This window comes from Enterobacter cloacae complex sp. XAL002 (genome assembly GCF_049236805.1).
In the GTDB taxonomy this organism is placed as follows: Bacteria; Pseudomonadota; Gammaproteobacteria; order Enterobacterales; family Enterobacteriaceae; genus Enterobacter; species Enterobacter intestinihominis.
Window position 1 is genome coordinate 137,095 of sequence record NZ_JBMKJN010000006.1, and the last position, 13,191, is coordinate 150,285.

The 13,191-nt window shown below is 56.6% G+C and carries 16 protein-coding genes; 10 read left to right on the forward strand and 6 right to left on the reverse strand.

Annotation, left to right across the window (positions count from 1 at the left end; genetic code table 11):
- Positions 1-9: 9 nt before the first annotated feature.
- From pyrC to mdtH, 3 genes are all read right to left on the reverse strand, one after another.
- Positions 10-1,056, reverse strand: coding sequence for a dihydroorotase (gene pyrC, locus ACOT0L_RS07735; RefSeq protein ID WP_022647716.1), 1,047 nt, complete (start codon positions 1,054-1,056; stop codon positions 10-12).
- Positions 1,057-1,184: 128 nt separating this feature from the next.
- A complete protein-coding gene (locus ACOT0L_RS07740) occupies positions 1,185-1,745 on the reverse strand; it encodes a lipoprotein (RefSeq protein WP_023305855.1) in 561 nt (186 codons plus the stop codon).
- A gap of 120 nt (positions 1,746-1,865) precedes the next feature.
- Complete coding sequence (gene mdtH / locus ACOT0L_RS07745; RefSeq protein ID WP_022647718.1) at positions 1,866-3,074, reverse strand: multidrug efflux MFS transporter MdtH; 1,209 nt, start codon at positions 3,072-3,074, stop codon at positions 1,866-1,868.
- A gap of 236 nt (positions 3,075-3,310) precedes the next feature.
- Here mdtH and rimJ point away from each other — a divergent pair, with 236 nt between their 5' ends.
- The 4 genes from rimJ (at position 3,311) to murJ (ending at position 7,146) form a co-directional block, all read left to right on the forward strand.
- Positions 3,311-3,895, forward strand: coding sequence for a ribosomal protein S5-alanine N-acetyltransferase (gene rimJ / locus ACOT0L_RS07750; protein ID WP_126502930.1), 585 nt, complete (start codon positions 3,311-3,313; stop codon positions 3,893-3,895).
- 9 nt (positions 3,896-3,904) lie between these two features.
- Positions 3,905-4,555: a YceH family protein gene (locus tag ACOT0L_RS07755; protein WP_126502929.1), complete on the forward strand. Its 651-nt coding sequence runs from the start codon at positions 3,905-3,907 to the stop codon at positions 4,553-4,555.
- Positions 4,556-4,557: 2 nt separating this feature from the next.
- On the forward strand, positions 4,558-5,481 hold the full coding sequence (locus ACOT0L_RS07760; RefSeq protein ID WP_126502928.1) for a Gfo/Idh/MocA family protein: 924 nt from the start codon (positions 4,558-4,560) through the stop codon (positions 5,479-5,481).
- Positions 5,482-5,610: 129 nt separating this feature from the next.
- Positions 5,611-7,146 (forward strand): murein biosynthesis integral membrane protein MurJ, encoded by a 1,536-nt coding sequence (gene murJ / locus ACOT0L_RS07765; RefSeq protein ID WP_023305858.1) that lies wholly within the window; start codon positions 5,611-5,613, stop codon positions 7,144-7,146.
- A 58-nt stretch (positions 7,147-7,204) separates the two neighbouring features.
- Here murJ and flgN read toward each other — a convergent pair whose 3' ends face one another.
- From flgN to flgA, 3 genes are all read right to left on the reverse strand, one after another.
- The gene (gene flgN, locus ACOT0L_RS07770; RefSeq protein WP_022647721.1) at positions 7,205-7,630 is read right to left on the reverse strand and encodes a flagella biosynthesis chaperone FlgN; all 426 of its coding nucleotides are present in this window, start codon (positions 7,628-7,630) and stop codon (positions 7,205-7,207) included.
- Between the two features lie 4 nt (positions 7,631-7,634).
- Positions 7,635-7,928, reverse strand: coding sequence for a flagellar biosynthesis anti-sigma factor FlgM (flgM, locus tag ACOT0L_RS07775; protein WP_003858002.1), 294 nt, complete (start codon positions 7,926-7,928; stop codon positions 7,635-7,637).
- Positions 7,929-8,021: 93 nt separating this feature from the next.
- Complete coding sequence (flgA, locus tag ACOT0L_RS07780) at positions 8,022-8,681, reverse strand: flagellar basal body P-ring formation chaperone FlgA (protein WP_022647723.1); 660 nt, start codon at positions 8,679-8,681, stop codon at positions 8,022-8,024.
- 157 nt (positions 8,682-8,838) lie between these two features.
- Here flgA and flgB point away from each other — a divergent pair, with 157 nt between their 5' ends.
- Genes flgB through flgG form a run of 6 tightly spaced genes read left to right on the forward strand, consistent with a single transcriptional unit; the run spans position 8,839 to position 13,190 of the window.
- On the forward strand, positions 8,839-9,255 hold the full coding sequence (gene flgB, locus ACOT0L_RS07785) for a flagellar basal body rod protein FlgB (protein WP_022647724.1): 417 nt from the start codon (positions 8,839-8,841) through the stop codon (positions 9,253-9,255).
- A gap of 3 nt (positions 9,256-9,258) precedes the next feature.
- Positions 9,259-9,663: a flagellar basal body rod protein FlgC gene (gene flgC / locus ACOT0L_RS07790; protein ID WP_003857997.1), complete on the forward strand. Its 405-nt coding sequence runs from the start codon at positions 9,259-9,261 to the stop codon at positions 9,661-9,663.
- 11 nt (positions 9,664-9,674) lie between these two features.
- A complete protein-coding gene (flgD, locus tag ACOT0L_RS07795; RefSeq protein WP_003857994.1) occupies positions 9,675-10,385 on the forward strand; it encodes a flagellar hook assembly protein FlgD in 711 nt (236 codons plus the stop codon).
- Between the two features lie 26 nt (positions 10,386-10,411).
- Positions 10,412-11,620 (forward strand): flagellar hook protein FlgE, encoded by a 1,209-nt coding sequence (gene flgE / locus ACOT0L_RS07800; protein ID WP_069596443.1) that lies wholly within the window; start codon positions 10,412-10,414, stop codon positions 11,618-11,620.
- A 20-nt stretch (positions 11,621-11,640) separates the two neighbouring features.
- Entirely contained in the window at positions 11,641-12,396 is a 756-nt protein-coding gene (locus tag ACOT0L_RS07805; protein ID WP_126502927.1) for a flagellar basal body rod protein FlgF, read from the forward strand.
- A gap of 11 nt (positions 12,397-12,407) precedes the next feature.
- On the forward strand, positions 12,408-13,190 hold the full coding sequence (flgG, locus tag ACOT0L_RS07810; protein ID WP_000625853.1) for a flagellar basal-body rod protein FlgG: 783 nt from the start codon (positions 12,408-12,410) through the stop codon (positions 13,188-13,190).
- Position 13,191: the final 1 nt, after the last annotated feature.

Here is a 13,191-nt window from a genome sequence, read left to right on the forward strand (position 1 = left end):
GACAATTTTTTAGCTTTTTACCGTCCAGCTTACGGTTTCACCGGCCAGGAAGGGGATCAGCGTATCGTCGGTGAGCGCAATCGACGCTTCAACCTGGCTTTCTTTGCGCTCCAGCTCAATGAACGTGTCATTAACCGGCAGACCGTAGAAACGCGGGCCGTTAAGGGAGCAGAAGGCTTCGAAATGGCCTAACGCGTTCATCTCGTCAAAGACGGTTGCGTAACTTGCCAGGGCGGTCGGGGCGTTAAAGCAGCCTGCACAGCCGCAGCTCGCCTCTTTTCGGTGACGGGCATGCGGGGCGGAATCCGTGCCGAGGAACGCGCGCGGGAAGCCGCTGGCGACCAGCTCACGTAGCGCCTGCTGGTGGATATTGCGCTTGAGGATCGGCAGACAATACAGATGTGGACGAACGCCACCCACCAGCATGTGGTTACGGTTAAACATCAGGTGCTGCGGGGTGATGGTGGCGGCTATCAATTCGTTTCCATCCCGGACATACTCTGCGGCATCTTTGGTCGTAATGTGTTCAAACACTACCTTCAGCCCAGGAAGACGCTGGCGCAGCGGCTCCATGACCGTTTCGATAAAACGCGCTTCGCGATCGAAAATATCAATGTCAGCGTGGGTCACTTCCCCGTGCACCAGCAGTGGCATTCCCAGTTTTTGCATTCGCTCCAGAACGGGCATGATGGCGTCGATGCTCGTCACCCCATGGCTGGAGTTGGTGGTGGCGTTTGCCGGGTAGAGCTTCGCGGCGGTGAACACACCCTCGTTAAACCCACGCTCAACCTCATTGGGGTCCAGCGAGTCCGTCAGATAGCAGGTCATCAACGGAGTAAAATCGTGCCCGGCCGGAACGGCGTCAAGGATACGCTGGCGATAGGCGATCGCGGCCTCGACGGTGGTGACTGGCGGAACCAGGTTAGGCATAACAATCGCACGGCCATAAATTTCGCTGGTATACGGCACGACGGTTTTCAGCATGTCGCCATCACGAAGATGGATATGCCAGTCGTCTGGGCGGCGGATTTTGAGAACCTGGGATTGTACAGTCATGGAAGCTCCGGCTTGAAAGGGATCAGTCATAAGATGGCTGTTTTTGCCGGACACAAATCATAAGCGGAAACGTTTTCGTTTGCACACTATTCCGTTAAAAAAAACGGGCGCCTGAGCGCCCGGAGTATTTAGTCGGTGAAAGGAATGATGATTTCACCCGGTTTCACCTCTATCCCTTTGGCATATTTTTTCGCCAGAGATTCGCCCTTACTCTTGTCTTCGCTCAGAACGTAGGCGGGCTGCTGGTTGAAATAGTTCTGTAACGACTGGTTGAGATAAGGCATCAGCGTTTGCAGCACCGGTTTCATTTTATCCGGCGTGACGACCGCATCGACGATTTCCATCTCTTGCAGGAAAATTGCCCCTTTCTCTTTATTGAAGACCGGCAGCGCCTTGAGCTTCAGCTTGATATCCGCTTTCTGATTGCCGAAGAGCGAGGTCATGTCGAGGCTGGCATCGCCGGACAGGGTGACTTTGTTAGGCTCCTCGCGCCCAATCTGGCTGGCGAGATTCGTCAGGACGATATGTGCATCCGCAAGGCCGGGCACGCCGATATCTTTTGAAAAGTTATTATGTTTTTCCAGCGCCTGATTAATTTCCTGCTCACTGACGGTGTACTGCGTAAGCTGGTTACATCCCACCAGCAGCCCACTGACAATTAACGCAGCGGCAATAACGATCTTTTTCATGGTGTTCCTCAACATAAAATCGGCGCATCTGTCCTGATACGCCAGTATGTCAGGGTGATCCTGGAGAAACCAGCAGAAAAAACTGATAGTGAAGGGAGGTAAATATCCTCCCCCAGAAGGTCAGGCGCCAGGCTCCAGCATCCCGCGGGTGCTGCGTTTATCACTGAACTGCCACCAGAGGGCAATCAGCGTCATAAAGCCGACCATACCGAGCATGACCCACGGCAGCTCCGGCTGATGGAGCGCTTTTCCGGCATCAAACAGCCAGCCGCCACCGGTGTAACCCAGCGCGCCGCCAAGCGCCAGTCCGAGACGGCTGAAGCCCATGTAGCTGCCACGGGCCCGGGCGTCGGCAAGTGACGCGCTCAGGGTTTCACGGGCCGGCTCGGCAATGATTGAGCCAATATAGAAGGTGCAAATCAGCATAAACAGCTGCTGGAGTGAGCTCACCAGGCCGATGGGCATCATGCTGAGCGTCATCAGCAACAGCCCGGCCATCAGACGGTGCTCAAGCCGGAAACGGCGCTCGCTCCACCGGGCAATCGGATAGAGCAGAGTCAGAGAAAGGCAGGCCTCAATGGCATACATCCATTTTACCGCCGCCGGCGTGCCGGCAATATCGTTAACCATAATCGGCAGCATCAGCATGACCTGCACGGCGAGCATGTAGTAGCCGGTCAACGTTAAAACATAGGTGACGAAGCGTTTATCGCTCAGCACGCGGTCAAGCCCTTCCCGCACCGGCGCTTTTACCGTCGACAGCTTCCATGCAGGCAGAAACAGACCGTTAAACAGCGCGCAGAGAATAAACAGCACCGCGCCGGTGGCGCAGACCAGGCGGAAATCGTATTGCAGCAGCCAGCTTCCCAGCAGGGCGCCCACTACCGCGCCAGCGCTGTCCTGCATCATCAAAATTGAGAAGAAACGCCCCCGGTGTTGCGGACGGATAAGCTTAACCACCAGCGCGGTACGCGGTGGGTCGAAAAGGGTGCCGCCAATCCCGGAAAGGAAACAGGAGAACCACAGCAGCCAGGGGTCATGAGCGATTGCCATCGTGGCGAATCCCGCCGCACGTAACAGCATGCCGGTGACGATCATCGGTTTCGCACCAAAGCGGTCGGCTATTGCCCCGCCAAACACGCCAAGACCCTGTTGTACAAACTGGCGTAAGCCCAGCGCGATCCCGACCATTAGCGCCGCCCAGCCCATTTGATCGACAAAACGAATCGATATAAGTGGAAAAACGACAAAAAAGCCGAGCACGACCAGCATGTTATCGACGAGCAGGAAATATTTACCCAGGCTCCTGGCCTGTGATACGCGGGACATTTTCCCTCCAGGGAAAATAAAAGGTGAGCACGCTAATATTCTGCGGTGTCGCCGCGCTTTTTCACATACCTGCTGGCGACAATATTTTTTTATCAAAAAGGTGCTTTGATAGAGAGTTCTCATCGAAAAATGTGAAAAGCGATAAAAATGGTATGTCACTGTTTTCACAGAAGGCACAGGCGCAGGTATAGTAAAGCTAACAGGCAGAGCAGAAGCGACGGGAAGGAGTGGTATCGATGTTTGGCTATCGCAGTAATGTGCCAAAAGTGCGTCTGACGACGGACAGGCTGGTCGTTCGTCTGGTGCATGAGCGTGATGCCTGGCGTCTGGCGGATTATTACGCCGAGAATCGCCAGTTTTTAAAACCCTGGGAACCCGTTCGGGACGAGAGCCATTGCTACCCCTCTGGCTGGCAGGCGCGCCTCATTATGATTGCGGAATTTCACAAACAGGGAAGTGCGTTTTATTTCGCGCTTCTCGATCCGGAAGAGAAAGAGATCGTTGGCATTGCCAATTTTTCAAACGTAGTACGCGGGTCGTTTCACGCCTGCTATCTCGGGTATTCCATCGGCCAGAAATGGCAGGGGCAGGGGCTCATGTTTGAGGCGCTGACGGCGGCGATTCGCTACATGCAGCGCACGCAACATATCCATCGCATTATGGCGAACTACATGCCGCACAATAAGCGCAGCGGCGATCTGCTGGCCCGCCTGGGGTTTGAGAAAGAGGGCTATGCCAAAGATTATCTGCTGATTGACGGCGAGTGGCGGGACCATGTCCTCACCGCGCTCACCACGCAGGAGTGGACCGCGGGTCGTTAAGGAGAAAAGATGAAATATCAGTTAAATGGCGCCGAAGCGCGCGTGATTGGCTGCCTGCTGGAAAAGCAGGTTACGACGCCGGAACAGTATCCTCTTTCCGTGAATGCCGTCACGATGGCCTGCAACCAAAAGACGAACCGTGAGCCAGTGATGAACCTTGGCGAGCACGAGGTGCAGGATATCCTTGATGAGCTGGTGAAGCGCCACTACCTGCGCACCGTCAGCGGCTTCGGTAATCGCGTCACTAAATATGAACAGCGCTTTTGTAATTCCGAATTTGGCGATTTAAAACTCAGCGCCGCAGAAGTGGCGGTTATCACCACGCTGCTGCTGCGCGGGGCGCAGACGCCGGGTGAACTGCGCACACGCGCCTCCCGCATGCATGAGTTTCAGGATATGCAGGACGTTGAACAGACGCTGGAGGGATTAGCCTCACGCGAGGACGGTCCTTACGTGGTGCGTCTGGCCCGCGAGCCGGGCAAGCGTGAAAGCCGCTACATGCACCTGTTTAGCGGCGACGTGGAGTCCTCTACGCTGGCCGTCGAATCCGACACGCCAGCATCAAACGACAGCCTGACCGCGCGCGTGGCAGCCCTGGAAGACGAGGTTGCCGGGCTGAAGCAGCGTCTGAGCGCTTTACTCGCACACCTGGGAGATTAACCGTGACTACATTACGCATTGGAGTGGTGGGGCTGGGCGGGATTGCGCAAAAAGCATGGCTGCCCGTTTTAGGCGCCGCGTCAGACTGGACGCTGCAAGGGGCGTGGTCGCCCACCCGCGAGAAAGCAGAGCGCATCTGCAACACCTGGCGCATCCCTTATGCTGGCTCACTCCAGGATTTAGCCCGTGAATGTGATGCGGTATTTGTGCATACCTCAACCGCGACGCACTTCCAGGTGGTGAGCGAGTTGCTGAACGCAGGCGTTCACGTCTGCGTTGATAAGCCGCTGGCGGAAAATGTGCAGGATGCTGAACGACTGATTGAGCTGGCCGCGCGTAAAAAGCTGACGCTGATGGTCGGCTTCAACCGCCGTTTTGCGCCGCTCTATCAGAAGCTTAAAGCGCAGTCCGGCTCGTTTGCCTCTCTGCGTATGGATAAGCACCGTACCGACAGCGTGGGGCCGAACGATCTGCGGTTCACGCTGCTGGATGATTATCTCCACGTCGTGGATACGGCCCTGTGGCTGAGTAACGGAAAAGCCCAGCTGCAAAGCGGCACGCTGCTGACCAACGAGCAGGGTGAAATGGTTTACGCCGAACATCATTTTGCCGTTGAGCATTTACAGGTGACGACCAGCATGCATCGTCGGGCGGGCAGCCAGCGCGAGTCCGTGCAGGCTGTTACGGATGGCGCGCTGTATGACGTCACCGATATGCGAGAGTGGCGGGAAGAGAAGGGCAATGGCGTGCTCGCGTTACCCGTTCCCGGCTGGCAGAGCACCCTGGAGCAGCGTGGCTTTGTGGGCTGCGCGCGTCACTTCATTACCTGCGTACAGAATCAGACGGTTCCTGAAACGTCCGGGGAGCAGGCCATTCTGGCGCAGCGCATCGTGGAACGACTCTGGCGCGAAGCCATGTCGGAATAACTCGCTGTAACATCTGCCGATAGTAATTCGTTGAAATCCGGTTAGACTAAGCGCCGCTTGTTGGCTTTGCCGGGTGGCGCTTTCGCTTATCCGTCCTGGAAATCCGTAGGGTTGTGGAACTTCACGTTAATGAACTTATTAAAATCGCTGGCGGCCGTCAGCTCGATGACCATGTTTTCCCGCGTGCTTGGCTTTGCGCGCGATGCCATTGTGGCAAGGGTTTTTGGCGCAGGGATGGCGACTGACGCCTTTTTCGTTGCGTTCAAGCTGCCGAACCTGCTGCGCCGTATTTTTGCCGAAGGGGCTTTCTCACAGGCATTTGTCCCGATCCTCGCGGAATATAAAAGCAAGCAGGGCGAAGATGCCACCCGCGTCTTTGTGGCGTACGTTTCCGGTTTACTGACGCTGGCGCTGGCGATCGTGACCGTACTGGGGATGCTGGCAGCGCCCTGGGTAATCATGGTAACGGCGCCGGGCTTTGCCGACACGGCGGATAAATTTGCCCTGACGACGCAACTGCTGCGGATAACCTTCCCTTATATTCTGCTGATTTCGCTGGCGTCGCTGGTGGGTGCCATCCTGAATACCTGGAACCGCTTCTCCGTGCCGGCCTTTGCCCCCACGTTCCTCAACGTCAGCATGATTGGCTTTGCGCTGTTCGCCGCGCCGCATTTTAACCCACCGGTGCTGGCGCTGGCCTGGGCCGTGACCGTCGGCGGGGTGTTACAGCTTGCTTACCAGCTCCCGCACCTGAAAAAGATCGGCATGCTGGTTCTGCCGCGCATTAATTTCAAAGATGCGGGCGCAATGCGCGTTATCAAACAGATGGGACCGGCAATACTCGGCGTGTCCGTCAGCCAGATCTCGCTCATCATCAATACCATCTTCGCCTCTTTCCTGGTGTCGGGCTCGGTGTCCTGGATGTACTACGCCGACCGGCTGATGGAGTTTCCATCCGGGGTGCTGGGCGTGGCGCTGGGGACTATTCTGCTGCCGTCGCTGTCGAAAAGTTTCGCCAGCGGCAACCACGATGAATACTGCCGCCTGATGGACTGGGGTCTGCGTCTCTGTTTTCTGCTGGCGCTGCCAAGCGCGGTGGCGCTGGGGATCCTGGCGAAACCGCTGACGGTGTCGTTGTTCCAGTATGGAAAATTCACCGCCTTTGATGCCGCCATGACCCAGCGTGCGCTCGTAGCCTACTCGGTGGGGCTGATGGGGCTGATTGTCGTGAAGGTGCTTGCGCCCGGCTTCTATTCACGTCAGGACATCAAAACGCCGGTTAAGATTGCCATTGTGACGCTGATCATGACGCAGCTGATGAACCTGGCGTTTATTGGTCCGCTGAAACACGCGGGTCTGTCACTGTCGATTGGTCTGGCGGCCTGTCTCAACGCCGGGCTGCTGTACTGGCAGCTGCGTAAGCAGGATATCTTCACCCCGCAGCCGGGCTGGGCAAGCTTCCTGCTGCGTCTGGCGATCGCGGTAGTAGTGATGGCGGCCGCGCTGGTTGGCATGTTGTATGTCATGCCTGAATGGGCGCAGGGCACCATGCCTTACCGCCTGATGCGTCTGATGGCCGTGGTGGTGGTCGGGGTGGTGGTGTACTTTGCCACGCTGGCGGTGCTTGGCTTCAAGGTGAAAGAGTTTACCCGCCGCACGGTATAAACGCCAAAAGGGGAGTCACCAGAAGGTGCTCCCCGCTTCATGACATGCCGCTAGTGCGTCAAATCGAAATCTTTTTCCCGCCCGTGATACGTGCCGTGGCCGTTTGACCATCCGCACCGTACAGCCCCGGCTCTTTATAGGGCTTTAACACCTCAAGCGCCTGCTGATTACGGATAATCTGACCTTCCAGCAGCCAGCCGTTATGCTGGTTGAGATCGCGAAGATGCTGGGTTTTTTCTGTAATGGTCTGCCAGCGTTCGTTGATCTCATCATTGGCGCTGCGTTTCGTGTCTTGCTCAGCGCGTCGCTGTTTTTCCAGATAATCCAGGGTCGCCAGCAGCGAGCTTTTATCTTCAGTAATGCGTTGCAACGCGCTGCCGTTGATTTGACCAGAAGAGAGGTGGTGCTGTTCTGCGTCCATCACCGTTTTCAGGTCGTTCAGGACCACCGTCATCTGATCCAGTATTTCTGACAGTCGACTCATACGGTTAGTTACTCTGGAGGAAACTCTGTGCGTCCTGAATCAGCGCATCAGCGATTTTGCTGGTATCCATTTTCAGTTCGCCGTTACGGATAGCCGTTTTCAGCGCTTCAACTCGTTCCATGTTGATATCGCTGCTGCCTGGCTGCATCAGCTTCGACTGCGCATCGCTCAGCGTGACGCTGGTGCTGTTAGCCGTCGAGGTTTTTTCCAGACGCGTTTTTTGCGGGGCAGCCTCATTCGTTTCGCGAGGTTGTACAGTGCTAACCGGCTTCAGGGCTGATGTACGATCAATGCTCATAGTGTTGTCCTCATCGAGGGTTCGCGGCGTTTGCGCCTGACATCATCATTTGTTGAATATTTATCGGCAGTCGCCGCGAAATCTTTAAAAAGATTACAGGTTAATCAGAATATTCCCATCAGGACCGACCGTGCCGCTGACCACCTGGCCTGAGGACATTCTGACCCGGGCATTTTGCGCCACTGCGGCATTATTCAGCGCTTTTCCTTCACTGTTGATACTAAAGCCTTCGCCATTGGCGACTACCATCACCTGTTGTCCCGCCTTCACCCGCCACGCCTGTCGCAGCATAGAGAGCTGTATCGCCTGTCCAGGAGCGACATCGCGCAGGCTGACTGCCTCCTGAGCCTGGTTAATATCCAGCATCGTCCGCGGTGGAAGCTGATCCAGACGGCCTCGCTTCAGCGTTACGCTGTCTGGTTGCAGCAGGCTGCCCCGGGGAATGGGAACGGCGGCGACAACATAATTGCCTGTCGCCTGAACCGCAACCTGTAAATAACGTTTTTCGTTGGCGCAACGCGCCAGCACATTCACGTTGCCCCATAATCGGGTGCTGCCGGTCACGCTAAATGACGGGGCTTCGCAGGAAGGGTAAAGGTTAGGCGGGGTGCGTACGGTCACGCGTACGTCATCGCTGAAACCGGCCAGCTTCTGCGCAAAGAATGCATTGAGCTGGTTCTCTAACCCCTCAGCCTGCACAAGAGGGCTCAAAAGCAGCAGGGTCGCCGCAAGGCCACGTTTAAAAGTCCGCATCGCACGTTCCACCATGTCCAGAATTAAGCAAATTCTACCCGCAGTGGTTTTCCATCAACGCAACAAATAGCGACGCATTTTGCGCTTATTCCGTCGATAGGGGAGACGGGGTGAGATTTAAGCTGTGAACTGAAATTTTCTCATCAGCGGAGGAGACATGCTCGATAAACTCGACGCCGCGTTACGTTTTCAGCAGGAAGCGCTCAACTTACGCGCCCAGCGGCAGGAAATTTTAGCCGCCAATATCGCCAACGCGGACACCCCCGGGTATCAGGCGCGCGATATTGATTTTTCCAGTGAACTCAAAAAAGTGATGGAGCGTGGACGTGCCGAAGGGACGGGTGTCTCACTTGCCCTGACATCCTCACGGCATATTCCCGCTCAGGCGATGACCGCGCCATCAACTGACTTACTTTATCGTGTCCCCGATCAGCCCTCGCTTGATGGCAACACCGTCGACATGGACCGGGAACGCACACAGTTTGCCGATAACAGCCTGCAATACCAGACAGGCCTGACGCTACTCGGCGGGCAAATCAAAGGCATGATGACCGTCCTGCAGGGGGGCAATTAGTAAATGGCCTTGCTGAATATTTTTGATATCGCCGGTTCGGCATTAACGGCGCAGTCCAAACGACTGAACGTGGCAGCCAGTAACCTGGCCAACGCCGATAGCGTGACCGGCCCTGACGGACAACCGTATCGCGCTAAACAGGTCGTCTTCCAGGTTGATGCTGCACCGGGTGCGGCAACGGGCGGCGTGAAAGTGGCGGACGTGGTTGAGAGCCAGGCGCCCGACAAGCTGGTTTACGAGCCAGGCAACCCGCTCGCGGATGCCAGCGGCTACGTGAAAATGCCGAACGTGGATGTGGTCGGGGAGATGGTGAACTCCATGTCCGCGTCACGCAGCTACCAGGCAAACGTCGAAGTGCTTAATACCGTGAAGAGCATGATGCTCAAAACACTCACTCTCGGCCAGTAAAGGAGACACGCATGTCCATCGCCGTAAACGTGAATGACCCGACAAATACCGGCGTCAACAGCACCAGTAGTGCAACCGGTTCCAGCTCTCTCACCGGGAGCAATGCCTCCGATTTACAGAGCAGCTTTCTGACCCTGCTGGTGGCACAGCTGAAAAATCAGGACCCGACCAATCCGATGCAGAATAACGAACTGACCACGCAGCTTGCGCAGATCAGTACCGTCAGCGGCATTGAGAAACTGAACACCACGCTCGGCTCGGTCTCCGGTCAAATCGATAACAGCCAGTCCTTGCAGGCCGCCAACCTGATCGGTCACGGGGTGATGATCCCGGGGACCACGATTCTGGCGGGCACCAGCACCACCGATGGCACGTCCACCACCACCACGACGCCGTTTGGCGTTGAGTTGCAGCAGCCAGCCGACAAAGTCACCGCCACCATCAAAGACGCCAGCGGCAACGTGGTGCGCACGATTGAGATTGGCGAGCTTAAAGCGGGCGTTCATACCTTTACCTGGGATGGCAGCCTGACCGACGGCACTAAAGCGCCTAACGGCTCGTATCAGGTTGCGATTAGCGCCAGCAACGGCACCACGCAGCTGGTGGCTCAGCCGCTACAGTTTGCCCTGGTTCAGGGCGTCATCAAAGGTAGCGATGGCAACAAACTGGATTTGGGTACCTCCGGTACCACCACACTCGACGAAGTTCGGCAGATTATCTAAGCCTTCATACTTATCAGGAGTAAGTCATGGCCTTTTCTCAAGCGGTCAGCGGCCTGAATGCTGCGGCCACCAACCTGGACGTCATTGGCAACAACATCGCCAACTCCGCGACCTATGGTTTTAAATCCGGTTCTGCGTCTTTTGCAGATATGTTTGCAGGCTCTAAAGTGGGCCTGGGCGTGAAGGTTGCGGGTATCACCCAGGACTTCACCGACGGGACGACCACCAACACCGGTCGTGGTCTGGATGTCGCCATCAGCCAGAACGGTTTCTTCCGTATGGTGGATGCCAACGGTTCCGTGTTCTACAGCCGCAACGGCCAGTTTAAGCTGGATGAAAACCGTAACCTGGTGAACATGCAGGGGCTACAGTTAACCGGTTATCCGGTTGCCGGCACGCCGCCGACGGTGCAAACCGGTGCGAATCCGCAGGCGATCACCATCCCAACGACGCTGATGGCGGCGAAGTCCACCACCACGGCCTCTCAGCAGATCAACCTGAACTCCACCGATACCGCGCCAACCGTCGCATTCGACCCGACCAACCCTGACTCTTACAACAAGAAAGGCACCGTGACGGTGTTTGACAGCCAGGGTAATGCGCACAACATGAACCTGTTCTATGTCAAAGACGCTACTCCAGCTAACTCCTGGAAGGTGTATTCGCAGGACGGCAGCGTAGCGGGAGATGCAGCGAAACTGGCAACCACATTGGTCTTTAATGAGAGCGGTGTGTTGACCGGCGGTGGGGAAGTCGATATCGAGACCGGGGAGATCACTGGTGCAACGGCGGCAACCTTCAAAATGAGTTTCGCCAACTCCATGCAGCAAAACACCGGTGCGAACAACATCGTGGCGACGAGCCAGAACGGCTATAAGCCGGGCGATCTGGTGAGCTACCAGATCAACGATGACGGTACCGTTGTCGGTAACTATTCGAACGAACAGACCCAGGTGCTGGGCCAGATCGTGCTGGCAAACTTCGCCAACAACGAAGGCCTGAAATCCGAAGGGGATAACGTCTGGTCTGCCACGCAGTCTTCCGGGGTTGCCCTGCTGGGAACCGCGGGTTCCGGTAACTTCGGCACGCTGACTAACGGTGCGCTGGAAGCCTCCAACGTCGATCTGAGTAAAGAGCTGGTGAACATGATTGTCGCGCAACGTAACTACCAGTCCAACGCGCAGACCATCAAAACCCAGGATCAGATCCTCAACACGCTGGTTAACCTGCGTTAAGCGGCTGACGGGAAAGCGCAATGGATCACGCAATATATACAGCGATGGGGGCTGCAAGCCAGACGCTCAATCAGCAGGCTGTTACCGCCAGCAACCTGGCGAACGCCTCCACGCCTGGTTTTCGTGCACAGCTCAACGCACTGCGTGCGGTGCCGGTAGAAGGGCTGTCATTGCCCACGCGTACGCTGGTCACCGCCTCCACGCCGGGCGCCGACATGACGCCAGGCCAGATGGATTACACCGCGCGTCCGCTGGACGTTGCCCTTCAGCAGGACGGCTGGCTGGCGGTGCAAACGGCTGACGGCGCAGAAGGGTATACCCGCAACGGTAATATCCAGGTGAGCGCCATCGGACAGCTGACGATTCAGGGGCATCCGGTGATGGGCGAAGCCGGTCCGCTGACGGTGCCGGAAGGGTCAGAGCTGACCATTGCGGCAGACGGGACGATCTCGGCGTTAAACCCGGGCGACCCGGCGAACACCGTTGCGCCTGTCGGTCGTCTGAAGCTGGTGAAAGCGGAAGGCAACGAAGTGCAGCGTGGTGATGACGGAATGTTCCGTCTGACACAGGCTGCGCAGGCCACGCGTGGCGCCACGTTACAGGCCGACCCGACCATCCGCGTGATGTCCGGCGTGCTGGAAGGCAGTAACGTCAAACCGGTCGAAGCCATGACCGACATGATCGCCAGCGCCCGCCGCTTCGAAATGCAGATGAAAATTATCAGCAGCGTCGATGAAAACGCAGGCAAGGCTAACCAACTTCTGGCTATGAGTTAACAGGACTCCCTATGATCAGTTCTTTATGGATCGCGAAAACCGGTCTGGACGCACAGCAAACCAATATGGATGTGATTGCCAACAACCTGGCAAACGTCAGCACCAATGGTTTTAAGCGCCAGCGTGCGGTTTTCGAAGATTTGCTTTATCAAACGATTCGTCAGCCAGGGGCGCAGTCTTCTGAGCAAACCACGCTGCCGTCCGGTCTGCAAATTGGTACCGGCGTGCGCCCGGTTGCCACCGAGCGTCTGCACAGCCAGGGCAACCTGTCCCAGACCAACAACAGTAAAGACGTTGCCATCAAAGGTCAGGGTTTCTTCCAGGTGCAGCTGCCTGACGGGACCTCCGCCTATACCCGCGATGGTTCGTTCCAGGTGGATCAGAATGGTCAGCTGGTGACAGCGGGCGGCTTCCAGGTTCAGCCTGCGATCACCATCCCGGCGAACGCGCTGAGTATCACCATTGGTCGTGACGGTATCGTCAGCGTCACTCAGCAAGGTCAGGCCGCGCCGGTCCAGGTTGGACAGCTCAATCTGACGACCTTCATGAACGATACCGGACTGGAAAGCATCGGTGAGAACCTCTACACCGAAACGCAGTCTTCCGGCACGCCAAATGAAAGTACCCCCGGCCTGAACGGTGCGGGGCTGCTGTACCAGGGGTATGTGGAAACCTCGAACGTTAACGTGGCGGAAGAGCTGGTGAATATGATCCAGGTCCAGCGCGCCTATGAAATTAACAGTAAAGCAGTGTCGACGACCGACCAGATGCTGCAAAAACTGACGCAACTCTAAG